The 13,527-nt window shown below is 64.1% G+C and carries 16 protein-coding genes and 1 pseudogene; 5 read left to right on the forward strand and 12 right to left on the reverse strand.

What is annotated here, in order from left to right; translation table 11 throughout:
- The first annotated feature begins 42 nt into the window (after positions 1–42).
- The gene (locus tag AC0L2D_RS23445; RefSeq protein ID WP_013528883.1) at positions 43–468 is read left to right on the forward strand and encodes an OsmC family protein; all 426 of its coding nucleotides are present in this window, start codon (positions 43–45) and stop codon (positions 466–468) included.
- 62 nt (positions 469–530) lie between these two features.
- On the opposite strand, the gene AC0L2D_RS23450 is transcribed toward AC0L2D_RS23445, so the two are convergent.
- Both AC0L2D_RS23450 and AC0L2D_RS23455 read right to left on the reverse strand, forming a co-directional pair.
- The gene (locus AC0L2D_RS23450; protein WP_473542607.1) at positions 531–713 is read right to left on the reverse strand and encodes a helix-turn-helix domain-containing protein; all 183 of its coding nucleotides are present in this window, start codon (positions 711–713) and stop codon (positions 531–533) included.
- Positions 714–976: 263 nt separating this feature from the next.
- Positions 977–1,501 (reverse strand): annotated as a pseudogene (locus AC0L2D_RS23455) (AraC-like ligand-binding domain-containing protein); the annotation flags it as partial.
- Positions 1,502–1,825: 324 nt separating this feature from the next.
- Between AC0L2D_RS23455 and AC0L2D_RS23460 the strand changes: the two are divergent.
- Both AC0L2D_RS23460 and AC0L2D_RS23465 read left to right on the forward strand, forming a co-directional pair.
- Complete coding sequence (locus AC0L2D_RS23460; protein WP_013528880.1) at positions 1,826–2,179, forward strand: hypothetical protein; 354 nt, start codon at positions 1,826–1,828, stop codon at positions 2,177–2,179.
- Entirely contained in the window at positions 2,173–2,712 is a 540-nt protein-coding gene (locus tag AC0L2D_RS23465; RefSeq protein ID WP_013528879.1) for an META domain-containing protein, read from the forward strand. Before AC0L2D_RS23460 ends, AC0L2D_RS23465 begins: the two co-directional genes overlap by 7 nt.
- A gap of 2 nt (positions 2,713–2,714) precedes the next feature.
- On the opposite strand, the gene AC0L2D_RS23470 is transcribed toward AC0L2D_RS23465, so the two are convergent.
- The 6 genes from AC0L2D_RS23470 to AC0L2D_RS23495 all read right to left on the reverse strand — a co-directional run bounded on the left by AC0L2D_RS23470 (position 2,715) and on the right by AC0L2D_RS23495 (position 7,516).
- Positions 2,715–3,350 carry a YceH family protein gene (locus tag AC0L2D_RS23470; RefSeq protein WP_024504993.1) on the reverse strand — a complete coding sequence of 212 codons (636 nt, stop codon included), beginning with the start codon at positions 3,348–3,350 and terminating at the stop codon, positions 2,715–2,717.
- A gap of 32 nt (positions 3,351–3,382) precedes the next feature.
- A complete protein-coding gene (locus AC0L2D_RS23475; RefSeq protein ID WP_013528877.1) occupies positions 3,383–4,162 on the reverse strand; it encodes a succinate dehydrogenase iron-sulfur subunit in 780 nt (259 codons plus the stop codon).
- Positions 4,163–4,171: 9 nt separating this feature from the next.
- Positions 4,172–6,007, reverse strand: a complete 1,836-nt coding sequence (sdhA, locus tag AC0L2D_RS23480; protein WP_064992607.1) for a succinate dehydrogenase flavoprotein subunit — start codon at positions 6,005–6,007, stop codon at positions 4,172–4,174.
- 1 nt (position 6,008) lies between these two features.
- Positions 6,009–6,404 carry a succinate dehydrogenase, hydrophobic membrane anchor protein gene (sdhD, locus tag AC0L2D_RS23485; RefSeq protein ID WP_013528875.1) on the reverse strand — a complete coding sequence of 132 codons (396 nt, stop codon included), beginning with the start codon at positions 6,402–6,404 and terminating at the stop codon, positions 6,009–6,011.
- Between the two features lie 2 nt (positions 6,405–6,406).
- A complete protein-coding gene (sdhC, locus tag AC0L2D_RS23490; RefSeq protein WP_013528874.1) occupies positions 6,407–6,826 on the reverse strand; it encodes a succinate dehydrogenase, cytochrome b556 subunit in 420 nt (139 codons plus the stop codon).
- 261 nt (positions 6,827–7,087) lie between these two features.
- Complete coding sequence (locus tag AC0L2D_RS23495) at positions 7,088–7,516, reverse strand: hypothetical protein (RefSeq protein WP_013528873.1); 429 nt, start codon at positions 7,514–7,516, stop codon at positions 7,088–7,090.
- A gap of 261 nt (positions 7,517–7,777) precedes the next feature.
- Between AC0L2D_RS23495 and AC0L2D_RS23500 the strand changes: the two genes are divergently transcribed.
- The gene (locus AC0L2D_RS23500) at positions 7,778–8,140 is read left to right on the forward strand and encodes a hypothetical protein (protein WP_013528872.1); all 363 of its coding nucleotides are present in this window, start codon (positions 7,778–7,780) and stop codon (positions 8,138–8,140) included.
- Here AC0L2D_RS23500 and AC0L2D_RS23505 read toward each other — a convergent pair.
- Positions 8,124–9,332 (reverse strand): GGDEF domain-containing protein, encoded by a 1,209-nt coding sequence (locus tag AC0L2D_RS23505; RefSeq protein WP_473542612.1) that lies wholly within the window; start codon positions 9,330–9,332, stop codon positions 8,124–8,126. The genes AC0L2D_RS23500 and AC0L2D_RS23505 overlap by 17 nt on opposite strands.
- Positions 9,333–9,405: 73 nt before the next feature.
- Positions 9,406–10,602 (reverse strand): GGDEF domain-containing protein, encoded by a 1,197-nt coding sequence (locus tag AC0L2D_RS23510; protein ID WP_473542615.1) that lies wholly within the window; start codon positions 10,600–10,602, stop codon positions 9,406–9,408.
- Between the two features lie 158 nt (positions 10,603–10,760).
- On the opposite strand from AC0L2D_RS23510, the gene AC0L2D_RS23515 reads away from it, so the two are divergent.
- On the forward strand, positions 10,761–11,078 hold the full coding sequence (locus tag AC0L2D_RS23515; protein ID WP_013528869.1) for a hypothetical protein: 318 nt from the start codon (positions 10,761–10,763) through the stop codon (positions 11,076–11,078).
- Positions 11,079–11,116: 38 nt separating this feature from the next.
- On the opposite strand, the gene leuC is transcribed toward AC0L2D_RS23515, so the two are convergent.
- The gene (gene leuC / locus AC0L2D_RS23520; protein WP_027163297.1) at positions 11,117–12,526 is read right to left on the reverse strand and encodes a 3-isopropylmalate dehydratase large subunit; all 1,410 of its coding nucleotides are present in this window, start codon (positions 12,524–12,526) and stop codon (positions 11,117–11,119) included.
- Positions 12,527–12,853: 327 nt separating this feature from the next.
- A complete protein-coding gene (locus AC0L2D_RS23525; RefSeq protein ID WP_063169534.1) occupies positions 12,854–13,489 on the reverse strand; it encodes a class I SAM-dependent DNA methyltransferase in 636 nt (211 codons plus the stop codon).
- Positions 13,490–13,527 lie beyond the last annotated feature (38 nt).

Here is a 13,527-nt window from a genome sequence, read left to right on the forward strand (position 1 = left end):
ACGCCGCCTGGCCGGCGCCACCGCTGTAATAAGGAGGAATTCATGGACCGCACCGCAAACGCCGTCTGGAAAGGCAATCTGAAAGAGGGCACGGGCACGCTCGACACCCAGAGCGGAACCCTGAAGGGCACGCCCTATTCGTTCAAAGCCCGCTTCGAGGACGAGAGCGGCAAATCCGGCACCAACCCTGAAGAGCTGATCGCGGCGGCGCACGCCGGCTGCTTTGCCATGCAGTTTTCGCATTTCCTGGCCGAGAACGGCACCCCCGCCACCGAACTCGACGCCAAGGCCGTGGTGACGCTGGTTCCCGGCACCGGGATCACCGGCAGCGCCCTCACAGTGGTCGGCAAGGTCCCGGGCATCGACGCGGCGAAGTTCAAGGAATTGGCCGAAAAGGCCAAGGCCGGCTGCCCGGTCTCCAAGGCGCTCGGCGCCATAAACGTATCGCTCGACGCCAAGCTCGGCTGAAGGCCCGAACGGCAAATTCATCCAGAAACCGCTGGCCCTTGGGCTGGCGTTTTCGTTTGCGGTCAGCCCTTCAACGCGGCCGCCCGCACATCCGATGGCGTCGCGCCGTAGCGCCGCCGGAACGCCCGGTTGAAATAGGAGAGGTCGTTGAAGCCTGCCTCGAAGGCGATCGCCGTGATGCTGCGTCCGGCATGACGAGGATTGCTGAGCATCCGATGCGCGCGCAACAGGCGCTGGCACAGCATGAAATCCGACAGCGACGTGCCTTCGCTCTCGAACAGTTTTCTGATGTAGGGGCCGAAAGGCGGTGACGGCGGGCGATGTCTTCGGCCGACAGGTCGCCGCCATGGGCTGTTATTTCGGCCTTGATGGCACGCAGCCGCGCCACGCGCACGCCTCGGCCCCGGGCGATTTCTGCCGCGTCTCGGGTGGCACCCATGGCCAGAGCGACGAGATCGAAAATATGCGTCGTCGCCAGATGCCAGGCCTCCGGGGTCAGCACGTCGCCGGCATCCTGGATCGACCTGACATAGTCGAGCAGCAGCCGCATCGCCCCGCCGGAGGTTGGCAGCGGCTGCATCAGCGCCAGGGCCGGGTCGCCGATCAGCGGTGACAGTGCCTTGAGCGAGAAGCTCATATTGACGAAGCGAAGACCGCCTGGCTGGATGACATTGAGGCCGACCTCCTCGCCGCTCATCATCAGCGCCTGGCCGTTGCCGACCGGCTCCTCGCGGCCGCGATGCTTCATCACGCTTGCGCCATCGAGGGCGACCAGGAGGACGAGATCGTCGCTGTCGATCAGCGACGTCGAATGATGGACGCGGAATTCCGAACACGTGCCCGTGGCGATGCCGAGGCCAGGCAACGCGCGCACCTGCATATCGACATGCGTCGGGCCGAGTGGATCGAGATCGACCTTGAGCACCGTGCGGCCATAGACCTCGCGCATGACCTCGACGCGATCCCGCTCCGGAAGCGCGTCCGTCATCAGTCGGAACGAGGCGGTTGGCCCCATCGTCGCCGTCACCGGCATCCCCCATGCCTCAGGTCAATTAGAAGCGGCGTGATATGCGCCGCGCCTCCGAAAACGTCAATACAGGGCCGTTTGGGCCGTTTTTAGGGCCGCTGCGTCCAAGCTGCCCGCTTTTGCCGGACCTAGTTTGCAGCGCGTTTCCGATCAGGAAGCGCATCGCAAACAGCCACAAGGGGGTTCGATGTATCATTTGCAATTGTTCAGGACACTGTCGGGGCTCGCCTCGGCAGGCTTCAATCCACGCGTCTATCTGTTGTCCATCGCTCTCGGCGGAACCGTCGCCGACCATCGCGATCCGAAGCGGCCGTGTGGGGAGCGCCGGCCATGAGCGTCCGGCATACAGTCCTGGCGGCACCGGTCCTGTGCCTCGGCCTATCGGGCTGCGTCGGCATCAACCCGGTTTCTGCGGTCGTCGGCATGGCCGGCATGGCAGCGGCCAACTCCGCCGGCATGGCGCAATCGAGCGTCATCAGCCCGCAGGAGCAGGCGAAGTACGCCTCGATGTCCTGTGCGGATCTGCGGCAATTGATGGCAGGTTACGAAGAGGCGAAGAATCATGGGCCGTCGGTCAAGAAATACGGCGGCATGGCGCCGGCCGGCAAGACGGCGATCGTCAACAATGTCATCGGCACGCGGCTTGTCTATCTCCGGCAGCTTGTTGCGAGCAAAGGATGTTGAGGGCCTCGTCACACCACGCCTGCCGGGCGGCACTTGTCGGGCTTGCCGGCTGGCTGGCCTTCAGCGCCGGCGGCGCTTACGGCCAGGGCAAGGGACCGACGACACGCTCGCGCCTCGGTGCGATGCCGGCAGCGCTTGTCGGCAAGTGGGGTTTTGCAGTTGCCAGCGGCAATTATTGCGACACATTCAGCAACTGCGATCCAGGCAGCGGCGGCAGCGTCACCTTTACCTTCGGGGCTGACGGGCGCACCTATTACGCGCTGTTCCAATCGTCTCTGGTCGACGGCTGCGGTCAGGTCCGGTCGCTGACCCTGAAAACCGGTAAGGCCTCCGTGCGCGGTTCGACCCTGGTTTTCACGCCGACGGCAGGAACCTACAAATCCGTCAATGGTTGCCGGCCCGACCTCACGGGCCTCTGGAAATTCAAGCCCGGTGACCTGAAGCCGGTCTCCTTGCGTTGGCAACTGGACGGCAACCAGTTGCGGCTGATCGACCCCGACGGCGAAGCGAGCGGCGTTTACTCGAGGAGGTGAGCCTAGCGCTCGCCGGTCAGCGCGTCGATGCGGGCGCGTAACATTGCAATCTCCTCCTCAAGGGCGCTGACGCGCTCCTCGAGGCCGGAGGCAGATGAAGCAGCCGACGCAGCCTGCATGGCGATGGGGGCGATCTGCGGAGTCCCGCTCAGCAGATGGACGTAACGCTCCTCGCGCTGGCCCGGTCCGCGTGGGATTTCCTGGATGAGTGGCGGTCGGCGGCCGATCAGCATGTCGAGCTCGGCGCGCAGATCTTCGATCGACGAAAACCGTGCCATGCGCTCGGTGCGCGCCGACAATTCATGGGCCGTCTGCGGCCCGCGCAGCAACAGCAAGCCGATCAAGGCGGTCTGCGGTGTGGTCAGCGAGAAGCGCTGCGCCATCTGGTGCTCGTAGCGCTCGACACGCGAACCGAACATCTGCCGCACCAGCCCCTTTTGTTCGAGCAGCTTCAGCCCCCGGTGCACCTCGCTCTGCTCCAGCGCCATCACCGGCTCGCGCGCCGTCTTCTGGTTGGCGGCAGCCAGTGCCGCGTTGAGCGTCAGCGGATAGACATCCGGCGTCAGCTCCTTCTTCTCGATCAGGCAGCCAAGAATGCGAGCTTCCACAGGGGAAAGGATGGGAAGGTCATCGCTCATTGGATTACTCTCGCCGGCAACCAACCAACCGCCTAAACCCTTCTCTCCACCATCATCTTCTTGATCTCCGCGATCGCCTTGGCCGGGTTGAGGCCTTTGGGGCAGGTCTGCGCGCAGTTCATGATGGTGTGGCAGCGATAGAGCCGGAACGGGTCTTCGAGATTGTCGAGCCGCTCGCCGGTGGCCTCGTCGCGGCTATCGATCAGCCAGCGATAGGCCTGCAGAAGCGTTGCCGGGCCGAGATAGCGGTCGCCGTTCCACCAATAGCTCGGGCACGAGGTCGAGCAGCAGGCGCACAATATGCATTCATAGAGCCCGTCGAGCTTCTCGCGGTCCTCATGGCTCTGCAGCCACTCCTTGGCCGGCTCCGGCGACACCGTCTTCAGCCAGGGCTGGATCGACGCGTGCTGGGCGTAGAAATTGGTGAGGTCGGGCACCAGATCCTTGACCACCTGCATATGCGGCAGCGGGTAGACTTTTACCGCGCCCGAAATGTCGTCGCAGCCCTTGGTGCAGGCGAGCGTGTTGGAACCGTCGATGTTCATGGCGCAGGAGCCGCAAATGCCTTCGCGGCAGGAACGCCGCAAGGTCAGCGTCGGGTCGATCTTGTTCTTGATCCACAGCAGCGCGTCGAGCACCATCGGCCCGCAATCGTCCATGTCGACGAAATAGGTGTCGATGCGCGGGTTCTCGTCGTCGTCCGGCGACCAGCGATAGATGCGGTATTCCCGCAGATTGGTGGCGCCCTCCGGCTTCGGCCAGGTCTTGCCCGGCTTGATCTGCGAATTCTTGGGGAGCGTGAGTTCAACCATGTTCGATCCTCAATACACTCTGGCCTTGGGCGCGATCTTGGCGAGGCTGATGCCGCCGTCCTTTTCAGCCAGCTGCGGCTCGGTGTGCACCGGCCGGTAGGAGAGGGCCACCTTGCCGTCTTCGCTCAGCCTGGCCAGCGTATGCTTGCGCCAGACCGCGTCGTCGCGCGCCGAAAAGTCCTCGCGTGCGTGCGCGCCACGGCTCTCCTTGCGCGCCTCGGCGCTGTAGACCGTGGTGATGGCATTGGCCATCAGGTTTTCGAGCTCCAGCGTTTCGACCAGATCGGAGTTCCAGATCATCGAGCGGTCGGACACTTTGATGTCCTTCAACTCGCCCCAGATCTGCGAAATGCGCTTACAGCCATTTTCGAGCGACTCCTGCGTGCGGAATACGGCCGCGTCTTCCTGCATCGCCTTCTGCATCTTTTCACGCAGCACCGCCGTCGGCGTCGAGCCGTTGGCGTGGCGCAGCCGGTCGAAGCGGTCCATGATCTTTTCGACCGAGGCTTCGTTGGGCGAAGGGATCGCCGACTTGCGGTCGATGACCTGGCCGGCGCGGATCGCCGCCGCGCGGCCGAACACCACAAGATCGATCAACGAATTCGAACCGAGCCTGTTGGCGCCGTGCACGGAGGCGCAGCCGGCTTCGCCGACAGCCATCAATCCGGGCGACACCTGGTCTGGATTGAGCGCCGTCGGATTGAGCACCTCGCCCCAGTAATTGGTCGGCACGCCGCCCATATTGTAGTGGACCGTGGGCAGCACCGGGATCGGCTCCTTGGTCAGGTCGACACCGGCAAAGATCTTGGCCGATTCCGAAATGCCCGGCAGCCGCTCATGCAGGACGGCGGGATCGAGATGGTCGAGATGCAGGAAGATGTGGTCCTTGTTCTTGCCGACGCCGCGGCCTTCGCGGATCTCCAGCGTCATGCAGCGCGAGACGACGTCGCGCGAGGCAAGGTCCTTGGCTGACGGCGCATAGCGCTCCATGAAGCGCTCGCCCTCGGAATTGACGAGATAGCCGCCCTCGCCGCGCGCACCCTCGGTGATCAGGCAGCCGGCGCCATAGATGCCGGTCGGGTGGAATTGCACGAACTCCATGTCCTGCAGCGGAAAGCCGGCACGCGCGGCCATGCCGCCGCCGTCGCCGGTGCAGGTGTGCGCCGAGGTGGCCGAGAAATAGGCGCGGCCATAGCCGCCGGTCGCCAGCACCACCATCTTGGCCGAGAAGCGGTGGATGGTGCCGTCATCCAGGTTCCAGGCGACGACACCGGTGCAGGTGCCGTCCGGCTCCATGATCAGGTCGAGCGCGAAATACTCGATGAAGAACTGCGCATTGTTCTTCAGCGACTGGCCGTAAAGCGTATGCAGGATGGCATGCCCGGTGCGGTCGGCGGCGGCACAGGTGCGCTGCACGGGGGGACCTTCGCCATAGTTCATCATGTGGCCGCCGAACGGCCGCTGGTAGATCTTGCCCTCTTCGGTGCGCGAAAACGGCACGCCGTAATGTTCGAGCTCGTAGACCGCGGCCGGCGCCTCGCGCACCAGATATTCCATGGCGTCGACATCGCCCAGCCAGTCCGAGCCCTTGACGGTGTCGTACATGTGCCATTGCCAGGAATCGGGACCCATGTTGGACAGCGAGGCGGCAATGCCGCCTTGCGCCGCCACCGTGTGCGAGCGGGTCGGGAACACCTTGCTGATGCAGGCGGTGCGCAGCCCCTGTTCGGCCATGCCGAGCGTGGCGCGCAGGCCGGCGCCGCCGGCGCCAACGACCACCACGTCGAACTTGTGGTCGACAAAGGTATAGCCTGCCGTGTTGGCTTGTTTCGCGTCCTTGGCCAACTCAGCCTCCGAATGCCAGCTTGAGCAGGGCGAAGATCGAGGCGACGCCGACCGCTATGGTGAAAAATGTATTAAGCGCGATCAGCGCCAGCTTCATGCCTTCGCCATGCACGTAATCCTCGATGATCACCTGCATGCCGATCCGCATATGGGTGAGACCGGAGATGAGCACCAGGGCCATCACCAGCGCCACGAACGGGTTGGCAAGGGCTGCCCGCACATGCTCGTGGTCGGCGCCGTTGAGCGCGATCAGGAAACCGACGAAGAACAGGATCAGCGGGATGTTGGCGATCGCGGTCAGGCGCTGGCGCCAGAAATGCCCGGTGCCCTCGCGGGCGGAGCCAAGGCCGCGGACCCTCGCCAGCGGCGTGCGCATGTCGGTGTTTTTGCCGCTCATGATCAAGCTCCCCGCGCCATGGTGCCGGCGATCCAGATCAGCAGCGTGAGCAGGATCGAGCCGGCCAGCGTCGCCCAGGCGATCTTCGAGGCGGTATGCTTTTCCAGGCCCGCGCCGGTGTCCCAGATGAGGTGCCGTACGCCGCCCAGCATATGATGCATCAGCGCCCAGGTGTAGCCGAACAGGATGATCCGGCCGAGCCAGGTGCCGAAGGCCCAATTGGCCCAATCGAAGGTCGCCTGCGAGCTTGCCGCCGCCATCAGCCACAGGGCGACCAGCAGCGTGCCGAAATACAGCGCGCCGCCGGTGATGCGGTGAATGATCGACATCGTCATGGTGATCGGCGGCCGGTACACGGTGAGGTGCGGCGAAATCGGCCGTTCACGTCTGGCAAATTCGCGGGTGGCTGGTGATTTGCTCATGGCTCCCCCAGTTCGGCGTCTCTCTGGAGCCTCAGGTGGAAATGCGGCATTGCCGCTTCCGGTTGCGACTTCGGACAGCCGGTTTCTAATGCTCTTTTTGCACCGCGTCAAAGCCAGAAAACCGTTTCGAAAACGTAATTTAGTCTGACTAAAAGGCGGGCTTTGGCTTCAATCGATTAGGCCGGGAAGGCCTGAAGCCGGCTCGATATCGCTGCAGTGCAACATATCTGGCCCCAGAGCCCAGCGGTGGTGAGACTGGCGTCAGCGTTTGCAGGTCTGCGGCGTCGATCCCTTCTTCATCACCAGCGCCTCGCGCCCGTCGATCACGATTGCGTCATGCGTGGCCGCCTGGTAGCGGCTGCTCTGGTTGGCAGGCGACGCCGCAAACTCCTCGGTCGCGCCGTCGGACCCGACCACACGCAACGACGTGCCTAGATTTTGGATGGAAATCATACCGTTGTTGCCGCATCTATAGGTGGCCGTGCCTATGCCTGGTCGCGGCGCGGTAAGGTCGGTGATGATCTTGGTTGCAGCTGCCGGAGGCACCGCGGCTGCGACGGACTGCTGGGCCGGCGCAGGTGAGACGACGACGGTATTGGCTGTCTTCGGCGCGCTGTCTTGCGGCACACAGGCAGCGACGACACCGAGCAACGGGAAAACGGACACCCAAATCGGCCGGCGTAGCGCCATATGCTGTCCTCCCGCGCGGCAAGCGGCCACGATGCTTTGTCCAGATCAATATCGTCCCGACGCCAAGGCGGACGCCACTGCGATGGTGCGGCCAAGCATGGCCGAATGATGGCCACCGGGTTTTCCATCCAGTCGGATATTAACGGATATTAACCATGTTTACCGAGACATCGCCGCCAAACGCGCCGGCCTCTTAACAAAGGTTAAGAAACCGTTAATTTCTGATTCGAGGAGGCTTTCCCTCAAGACACGGAGGACGCCATGCGTTCGAATTCGGGCAAATCGCGCCTTGCGGCGCTCATCGTGGCAGCCTCGGTCGCCGGCCTTGCAGCGCCAGCGCTTGCCGGCGCACGGCATCAGGATCGCGTGTACGCCGATTCCTTCGGCAACCTCGTCGTCGACAGCGCCGCCGGCTACAAGCGCATCATCGTCGGCCAAGGCAGGCTGGCCAAGCAGCTCTCCGACTACACCAGCGCCGGCCAGCCCAAGGTGATCTACGAGAACGAAGCCGACGAAATCGGCGGTTATAGCGATTGCTACCGGCCGCCGGTGCTGGTGAAGGGCCGCTCCTATATGTACGGCCTCTCCGACGGCGAGATGCCCGAACTCAGCCCCTGCCGCTAGCTTCCGTTCCGGCTGCCGACCAGTTGCCGGCAGGCCCGACGGAGACGCGCACGCAATCGCGCCCGGCATTCTTCGCCTGATAGAGCGCCTGGTCGGCCCGCCGCATCAGATCGGCAAAGTCTTCGCTCGCATGGAGTTCGGCGACGCCGAAGCTCGCGGTGCAGCGGTTGTCAGCCGGCAGTCCGTCTATGGGCAGCGCGCCGAAGGCGCTGCGCGTTCCCTCGGCGAACAGCCGCGCCGCGGCAAGGTTGGTTCCCGGCAGGATGATGGCGAACTCCTCGCCGCCAATGCGGCCGGCAACGTGATGCGCGGCGGCGGCTTCACGCAGGAAGCCTGCAAAAGTCTCGATCACCCGGTCGCCGGACGCATGGCCGAAGCTGTCGTTGACGCTCTTGAAATGATCGAGATCGGCTATGACCAGCGCGACCGGCACGCCTTGCCGCAGGGCGCCAAGCACCGCCAGTTCGGCATGGCGGGTGAAGCCGCCGCGATTGAGCAGGCGCGAAAGCGTGTCCGTCTCCGACTTCGACGTCACTTCGGCAAGCACGTCGCGAACCAGGATGGCCAGCATCAGCAGCGCCAGCGCCAGCGCAAAGACAGTGCCGAGCGATTGCGACACCAGCGCGTAGTTGCTTTGCAGATAGGCTTGCGGATTGGCGCCCCAGCCGCCGAGCGCATGGGCGATGAATGGCTTGGAGGCAAACTGCAGGCCGCTCGCCGCCAGCACGGCCATCAATATGCGATCGAGACGGGCAAGCTTTTGCCTCGATGACCAGACGATGGCCAGCCCGATGAACTGCATGACCGCATAGGGAAGCTGGTAGGCCATGATGCGGATCAGCGACTGGCGGGGCAGGTCCTGTACGAAATACACAGCTATGGTGGTGGCCAACAGGAAAAACAGCATCGCCTTCCAGGGCGGCGCCACGCCGTATTTGCGGGCAAGCCCGCCATTGAACGCAATGGTTGCGGCAAGGAAGACCGCGAAGGCGGCAACGACCGGGAGCCGCGCGTCGGCAAAAGCGGGAATGGAGAATTCGATGGCCGAATAGGCCATGCCCAGCAGATAGCCAAATGCCAGCCAGCGCGCCGGCGCCCGGCCGACATCGTGGAAGGCGACCGCCATGAAGCAGGCCGCCAGCAGACCGGCAACCGACAGATTGATCAACAGGATGAAGTTGGCGCCGCTCATGTTCTCCCGCACCCGCGCCGACAGCTAATCATCGACGGGCGAAGAAGACGTTAACGTCCTGGCCGGGCAGGATTCAGCCGGTCTTGAGCGGCTCCGGCAGGAACGCCGTTTCCGGTCGCTCATAGGACAGGCGTACACTGTCGCGGCCGTTCTTCTTGGCCTTGTAGAGCGCATCGTCGGCACGGCGCATCAGCGGCTCCAGCGCCTCGTCACCGCTGCGGGCCGCCACGCCGAAGCTTGCCGTCACCTTCGTTCCCTGGGGAAGCCCGTCGACATGGCCGGCCGAATAGACCGTGCGCACCGCTTCGGCGAACAGCCGTGCCGCGGCAAGATCGCTGAGTGGCAGCAGCACCGCGAATTCCTCGCCGCCGATACGCCCGGCAACACCGCGCGCGCCGGCCGCCGACCGAAGCTTGGCGGCGAAATCGGCAATCACGCGATCGCCCGCCCCATGCCCATGCACATCGTTGAGCGCCTTGAAATGATCGAGGTCGGCCAGCACCAGCGCGACCGGGAACCGCGCCGAGGCGCAGTGCCGCAAGAGCAGCATGCCGCGCTCCTCGAAGCCACGCCGGTTGAGCAGGCCCGACAGGGGGTCGGTAAAGGTCTCGGTCTTCAACGCCTTCAACACGTCGAGTGCCGCGGCGGAAAACAGGCACAGCGCGATAAGCAGCGACAGCAGCGCGTGCGACAGCAGCGCCGTCGTCCAGTAGGACGAGCCATAGAACCCGTCATAGCTCGTAAAGGGCCCGTGCGCGATGACGACGACAAGGGTGCGCACGAAGAAGTTGACGCCCGACAGCAGCGACAGCACGAACAGGATTTTCTCGGTCGGGCCGCTGTTGCGCACCGGGCGCAGTTCGGCGGCAACCAGAAGGCTGATACCGCCGAAAGCGAAATTCATCGCCAGGATGCGCCAGGTGAGATCCGGCGCGACGAACAGGAACCAGCAAAACGACGCCAGTCCCCCGCAGGCCAGCGCGCCGATCCCCACATAGGGCACCTTGCGGCCATAGCGGTGGACGATGGCGCCGGCCAGGCAGCAGCCGGCGATGCTGAAGCAGATGTTCGACACCAGCTTGGTCAGCGGCATGCCGATCGGCAAGGTGAAATACTGAAGCAGGAAGCCCACCGCCGAGAGACTGTAGCTGAGCGCCAGCACGGCCAGATAGGGGCGGTGGCGCTGATAGGACCATAGCACGAGGAACGCCGCGCCGAGCGCCAGCGCGATCGTCGGGTTGAGCAGCGCTATGAGCAGACCCGTGTCCAAACGACTATGACTTCCCCTCGCTTACGTCGGGGAAGAGCTTAGAGGGCAAGCCCAAACAAGCGGTTAAGCCTCGCCGCAAGCAGGACCGCCATCTCAAAACATGTCAGGGAACCGCCGTCTCCGGTCAGCGTTCCTTCGTTCACAATCTGGAGCGACCCATGGCCGACACAATCACACTGACCGACCACGATGCGATCCGCTCGTGGGCTGCCGGGCGCGCCGGCTTTCCCGCAATCGTCGACATCTCGCCCGAAGCGGGGACGCAGCCCATGTTGAGGCTGGTCTTCGGCCAGCACGCCTATCAGGATCAGGACCAGCCTGAACGGCCGCTCAATGCGGGAGGATATGAACTCGTCGAATGGGACGAATGGTTCAAGCTCTTCGAGGAACAACAGCTTGCGCTTGTGGTCGCGGCCGAACAGCCCGGACGCCGCGAGGAGTTCCACGAACTCGTCCGCCGTGACGGGAAGCGTTGACCCGAGCCGGGTGCGGCTCGGGTCCGTTCAAGTCTGGACTACTTCCACTCGCGAATGTCGACGAAGTGGCCGGCGATCGCCGCCGCGGCCGCCATCGCCGGCGACACCAGATGGGTGCGGCCCTTGAAGCCTTGCCGGCCCTCGAAATTGCGGTTCGAAGTCGAGGCGCAGCGTTCATGCGGCTTCAGCCGGTCGTCGTTCATGGCCAGGCACATCGAGCAGCCCGGCTCGCGCCAATCGAAACCGGCGGCGACAAAGATCTTGTCGAGGCCTTCGGCTTCCGCCTGTTCCTTGACCAGGCCGGAGCCCGGCACGATCATCGCATCGACATGCGGGCTGACCGTCTTGCCTTCGACCACCTTGGCGACGGCGCGCAGATCCTCGATGCGGCCATTGGTGCAGGAACCGATGAAGACGCGGTCGAGCGTGATGTCGGTGATCCTGGTGCCCGGCGTCAGACCCATATAGTCGAGCGCGCGCTGCTTGGAGGTGCGCTTGTTCTCATCGGTGATGTCGTCCGGGTTCGGCACGATGCCTTGCACCGACACGACGTCCTCGGGCGAGGAGCCCCAGGAGACGATCGGCGGCAGCTTGGCCGCGTCGAGCACGATCACCTTGTCGAAATGCGCGCCCTCGTCGGACTGTAGCGTCTTCCAGTATTCGAGTGCCGCATCCCAGGCCGCGCCCTTCGGCGCGCGCGGCTTGTCCTTGACATAGGCGAAGGTCGTCTCGTCCGCGGCGATCAGGCCGGCGCGCGCGCCGCCTTCGATCGACATGTTGCAGATCGTCATGCGGCCCTCCATCGACAGCGCACGGATCGCCTCGCCGGCATATTCGATGACATAGCCGGTGCCCCCGGCAGTGCCGATCTCGCCGATGATGGCCAGGATGATGTCCTTGGCGGTGACACCTTCCGGCAATTGGCCGTCGACACGCACCAGCATGTTCTTGGCCTTGCGCTGGATCAGCGTCTGCGTCGCCAGAACATGCTCGACCTCGGATGTGCCGATGCCATGCGCCAGCGCGCCGAAAGCGCCGTGCGTCGAGGTGTGGCTGTCGCCGCAGACGATGGTCATGCCGGGCAGTGTAAAGCCCTGCTCCGGACCGATGATGTGGACGATGCCCTGGCGGATATCGTTCTCGGAATAATATTCGACGCCGAAATCCCTGGCGTTCTTGGCCAGCGCCTCGACCTGGATGCGGCTTTCCTCGTTCTTGATGCCGAACTTGCGCTCGGGCGAAGTCGAGACATTGTGATCGACCACGGCCAGCGTCTTTTCCGGATGCCGGACTTTACGGCCTGTCATGCGCAGGCCTTCGAAGGCCTGCGGACTGGTCACTTCATGGACCAGGTGGCGGTCGATGTAGAGCAGGCAGGTGCCGTCGTCCTGGCGATCGACGACATGGTCGTCGAAAATCTTGTCGTAGAGGGTGCGCGGTGCGCTCATGTGCGTAAATCCGTCGATATGAGAATGGGAAAGAGCAGGTGCCGGACCTCCGGCCCGGCGAAACGACCCCGATGGGTCGGCCTAGGGTAGTCGGCTGGTCAGCGCCCCGGACACGCGCGCGGAGAAGCGCGACGGCAGGCGTTTTCTGTCCTGCAGCACGAACCCCTTGTAGGCCGGATCGCCAAAAAGCTCTTCCATGGCGTGGCTCATATCAATGTTTTGGGTTTTCGGCAATTGGAAGCTGCCTTCGCAGAACTCGGGTTCCTCGTCCTCACTTCCACACCTTCAGGGGGAGAGGAAGGAAGCCAAGATCGGAGAACGCGCCGCTCAGATCACTTCAAACACAAAAGTCTTCACCAGCGCATCCGGCTCGGCGATCGCATAGCAGCGGAACCACGGGCTTTCCTCGACCGGCCGCCATTTCCCAGTCTGCTCCAACTCATCGAACACCGCCTGGAAGCCGCCGCTCTCGAACACCCGGTCGCGCACGGTGAAGATCGCATGGCCGCCCTTGCGGGTGATGCGCACCAGTTCGTGCAGGCCTGTCGCCGGCGCATGGCTGATGGTGAACACGCCTGTCGAGAAGAAGGCGCGGAAATACCCGTCCGGCCACGGCAGCGGACCGCCCAGCATTGCCTGCTTCAGTTCGCTGTAGGCATTGCGGCTGCCGGCGATCTTCAGCATATCGTCCGAGAGGTCGAGCCCCGCAATGTCGCGGTAGCCGAGCGCATTCAGCGACGGTCCCGACAGGCCGGTGCCGCAGCCGGCATCGAGCAACGGGCCATCGCCCGCCGGCACATGGCGCGCCACCCAGGCGGTGATCAGGAAAGGCAGGAGGTAGCCGAGCGAGGCGGTCTCGCTGTCATAGGTCCCGGCCCATGCGGCATAGGCCTCTTCAAGCGCTTCCGGCGTGTCGGCCGTATAGACGGAATCCAGCGCCGCATTGGCTTTGTCGACGATCATGGGACCTCCTCAACGGGAATGCTCGGGGATCGTAGCGC

The sequence above is a fragment of the Mesorhizobium sp. WSM4833 genome, from assembly GCF_055811095.1.

What these genes read in the sequence shown, in the direction of transcription:
- AC0L2D_RS23515 (WP_013528869.1), top strand. Translation starts at nt 10,761, where the DNA reads ATGGCCGACACAATCACACTGACCGACCACGATGCGATCCGCTCGTGG.
- AC0L2D_RS23470 (WP_024504993.1), bottom strand. Translation starts at nt 3,350, where the DNA reads ATGAGCGATGACCTTCCCATCCTTTCCCCTGTGGAAGCTCGCATTCTT.
- AC0L2D_RS23465 (WP_013528879.1), top strand. Translation starts at nt 2,173, where the DNA reads ATGTTGAGGGCCTCGTCACACCACGCCTGCCGGGCGGCACTTGTCGGG.
- AC0L2D_RS23505 (WP_473542612.1), bottom strand. Translation starts at nt 9,332, where the DNA reads ATGAGCGGCGCCAACTTCATCCTGTTGATCAATCTGTCGGTTGCCGGT.
- AC0L2D_RS23525 (WP_063169534.1), bottom strand. Translation starts at nt 13,489, where the DNA reads ATGATCGTCGACAAAGCCAATGCGGCGCTGGATTCCGTCTATACGGCC.
- AC0L2D_RS23500 (WP_013528872.1), top strand. Translation starts at nt 7,778, where the DNA reads ATGCGTTCGAATTCGGGCAAATCGCGCCTTGCGGCGCTCATCGTGGCA.
- AC0L2D_RS23475 (WP_013528877.1), bottom strand. Translation starts at nt 4,162, where the DNA reads ATGGTTGAACTCACGCTCCCCAAGAATTCGCAGATCAAGCCGGGCAAG.
- sdhC (WP_013528874.1), bottom strand. Translation starts at nt 6,826, where the DNA reads ATGAGCAAATCACCAGCCACCCGCGAATTTGCCAGACGTGAACGGCCG.
- sdhD (WP_013528875.1), bottom strand. Translation starts at nt 6,404, where the DNA reads ATGAGCGGCAAAAACACCGACATGCGCACGCCGCTGGCGAGGGTCCGC.
- AC0L2D_RS23495 (WP_013528873.1), bottom strand. Translation starts at nt 7,516, where the DNA reads ATGGCGCTACGCCGGCCGATTTGGGTGTCCGTTTTCCCGTTGCTCGGT.
- AC0L2D_RS23450 (WP_473542607.1), bottom strand. Translation starts at nt 713, where the DNA reads ATGCTGTGCCAGCGCCTGTTGCGCGCGCATCGGATGCTCAGCAATCCT.
- leuC (WP_027163297.1), bottom strand. Translation starts at nt 12,526, where the DNA reads ATGAGCGCACCGCGCACCCTCTACGACAAGATTTTCGACGACCATGTC.
- AC0L2D_RS23445 (WP_013528883.1), top strand. Translation starts at nt 43, where the DNA reads ATGGACCGCACCGCAAACGCCGTCTGGAAAGGCAATCTGAAAGAGGGC.
- AC0L2D_RS23460 (WP_013528880.1), top strand. Translation starts at nt 1,826, where the DNA reads ATGAGCGTCCGGCATACAGTCCTGGCGGCACCGGTCCTGTGCCTCGGC.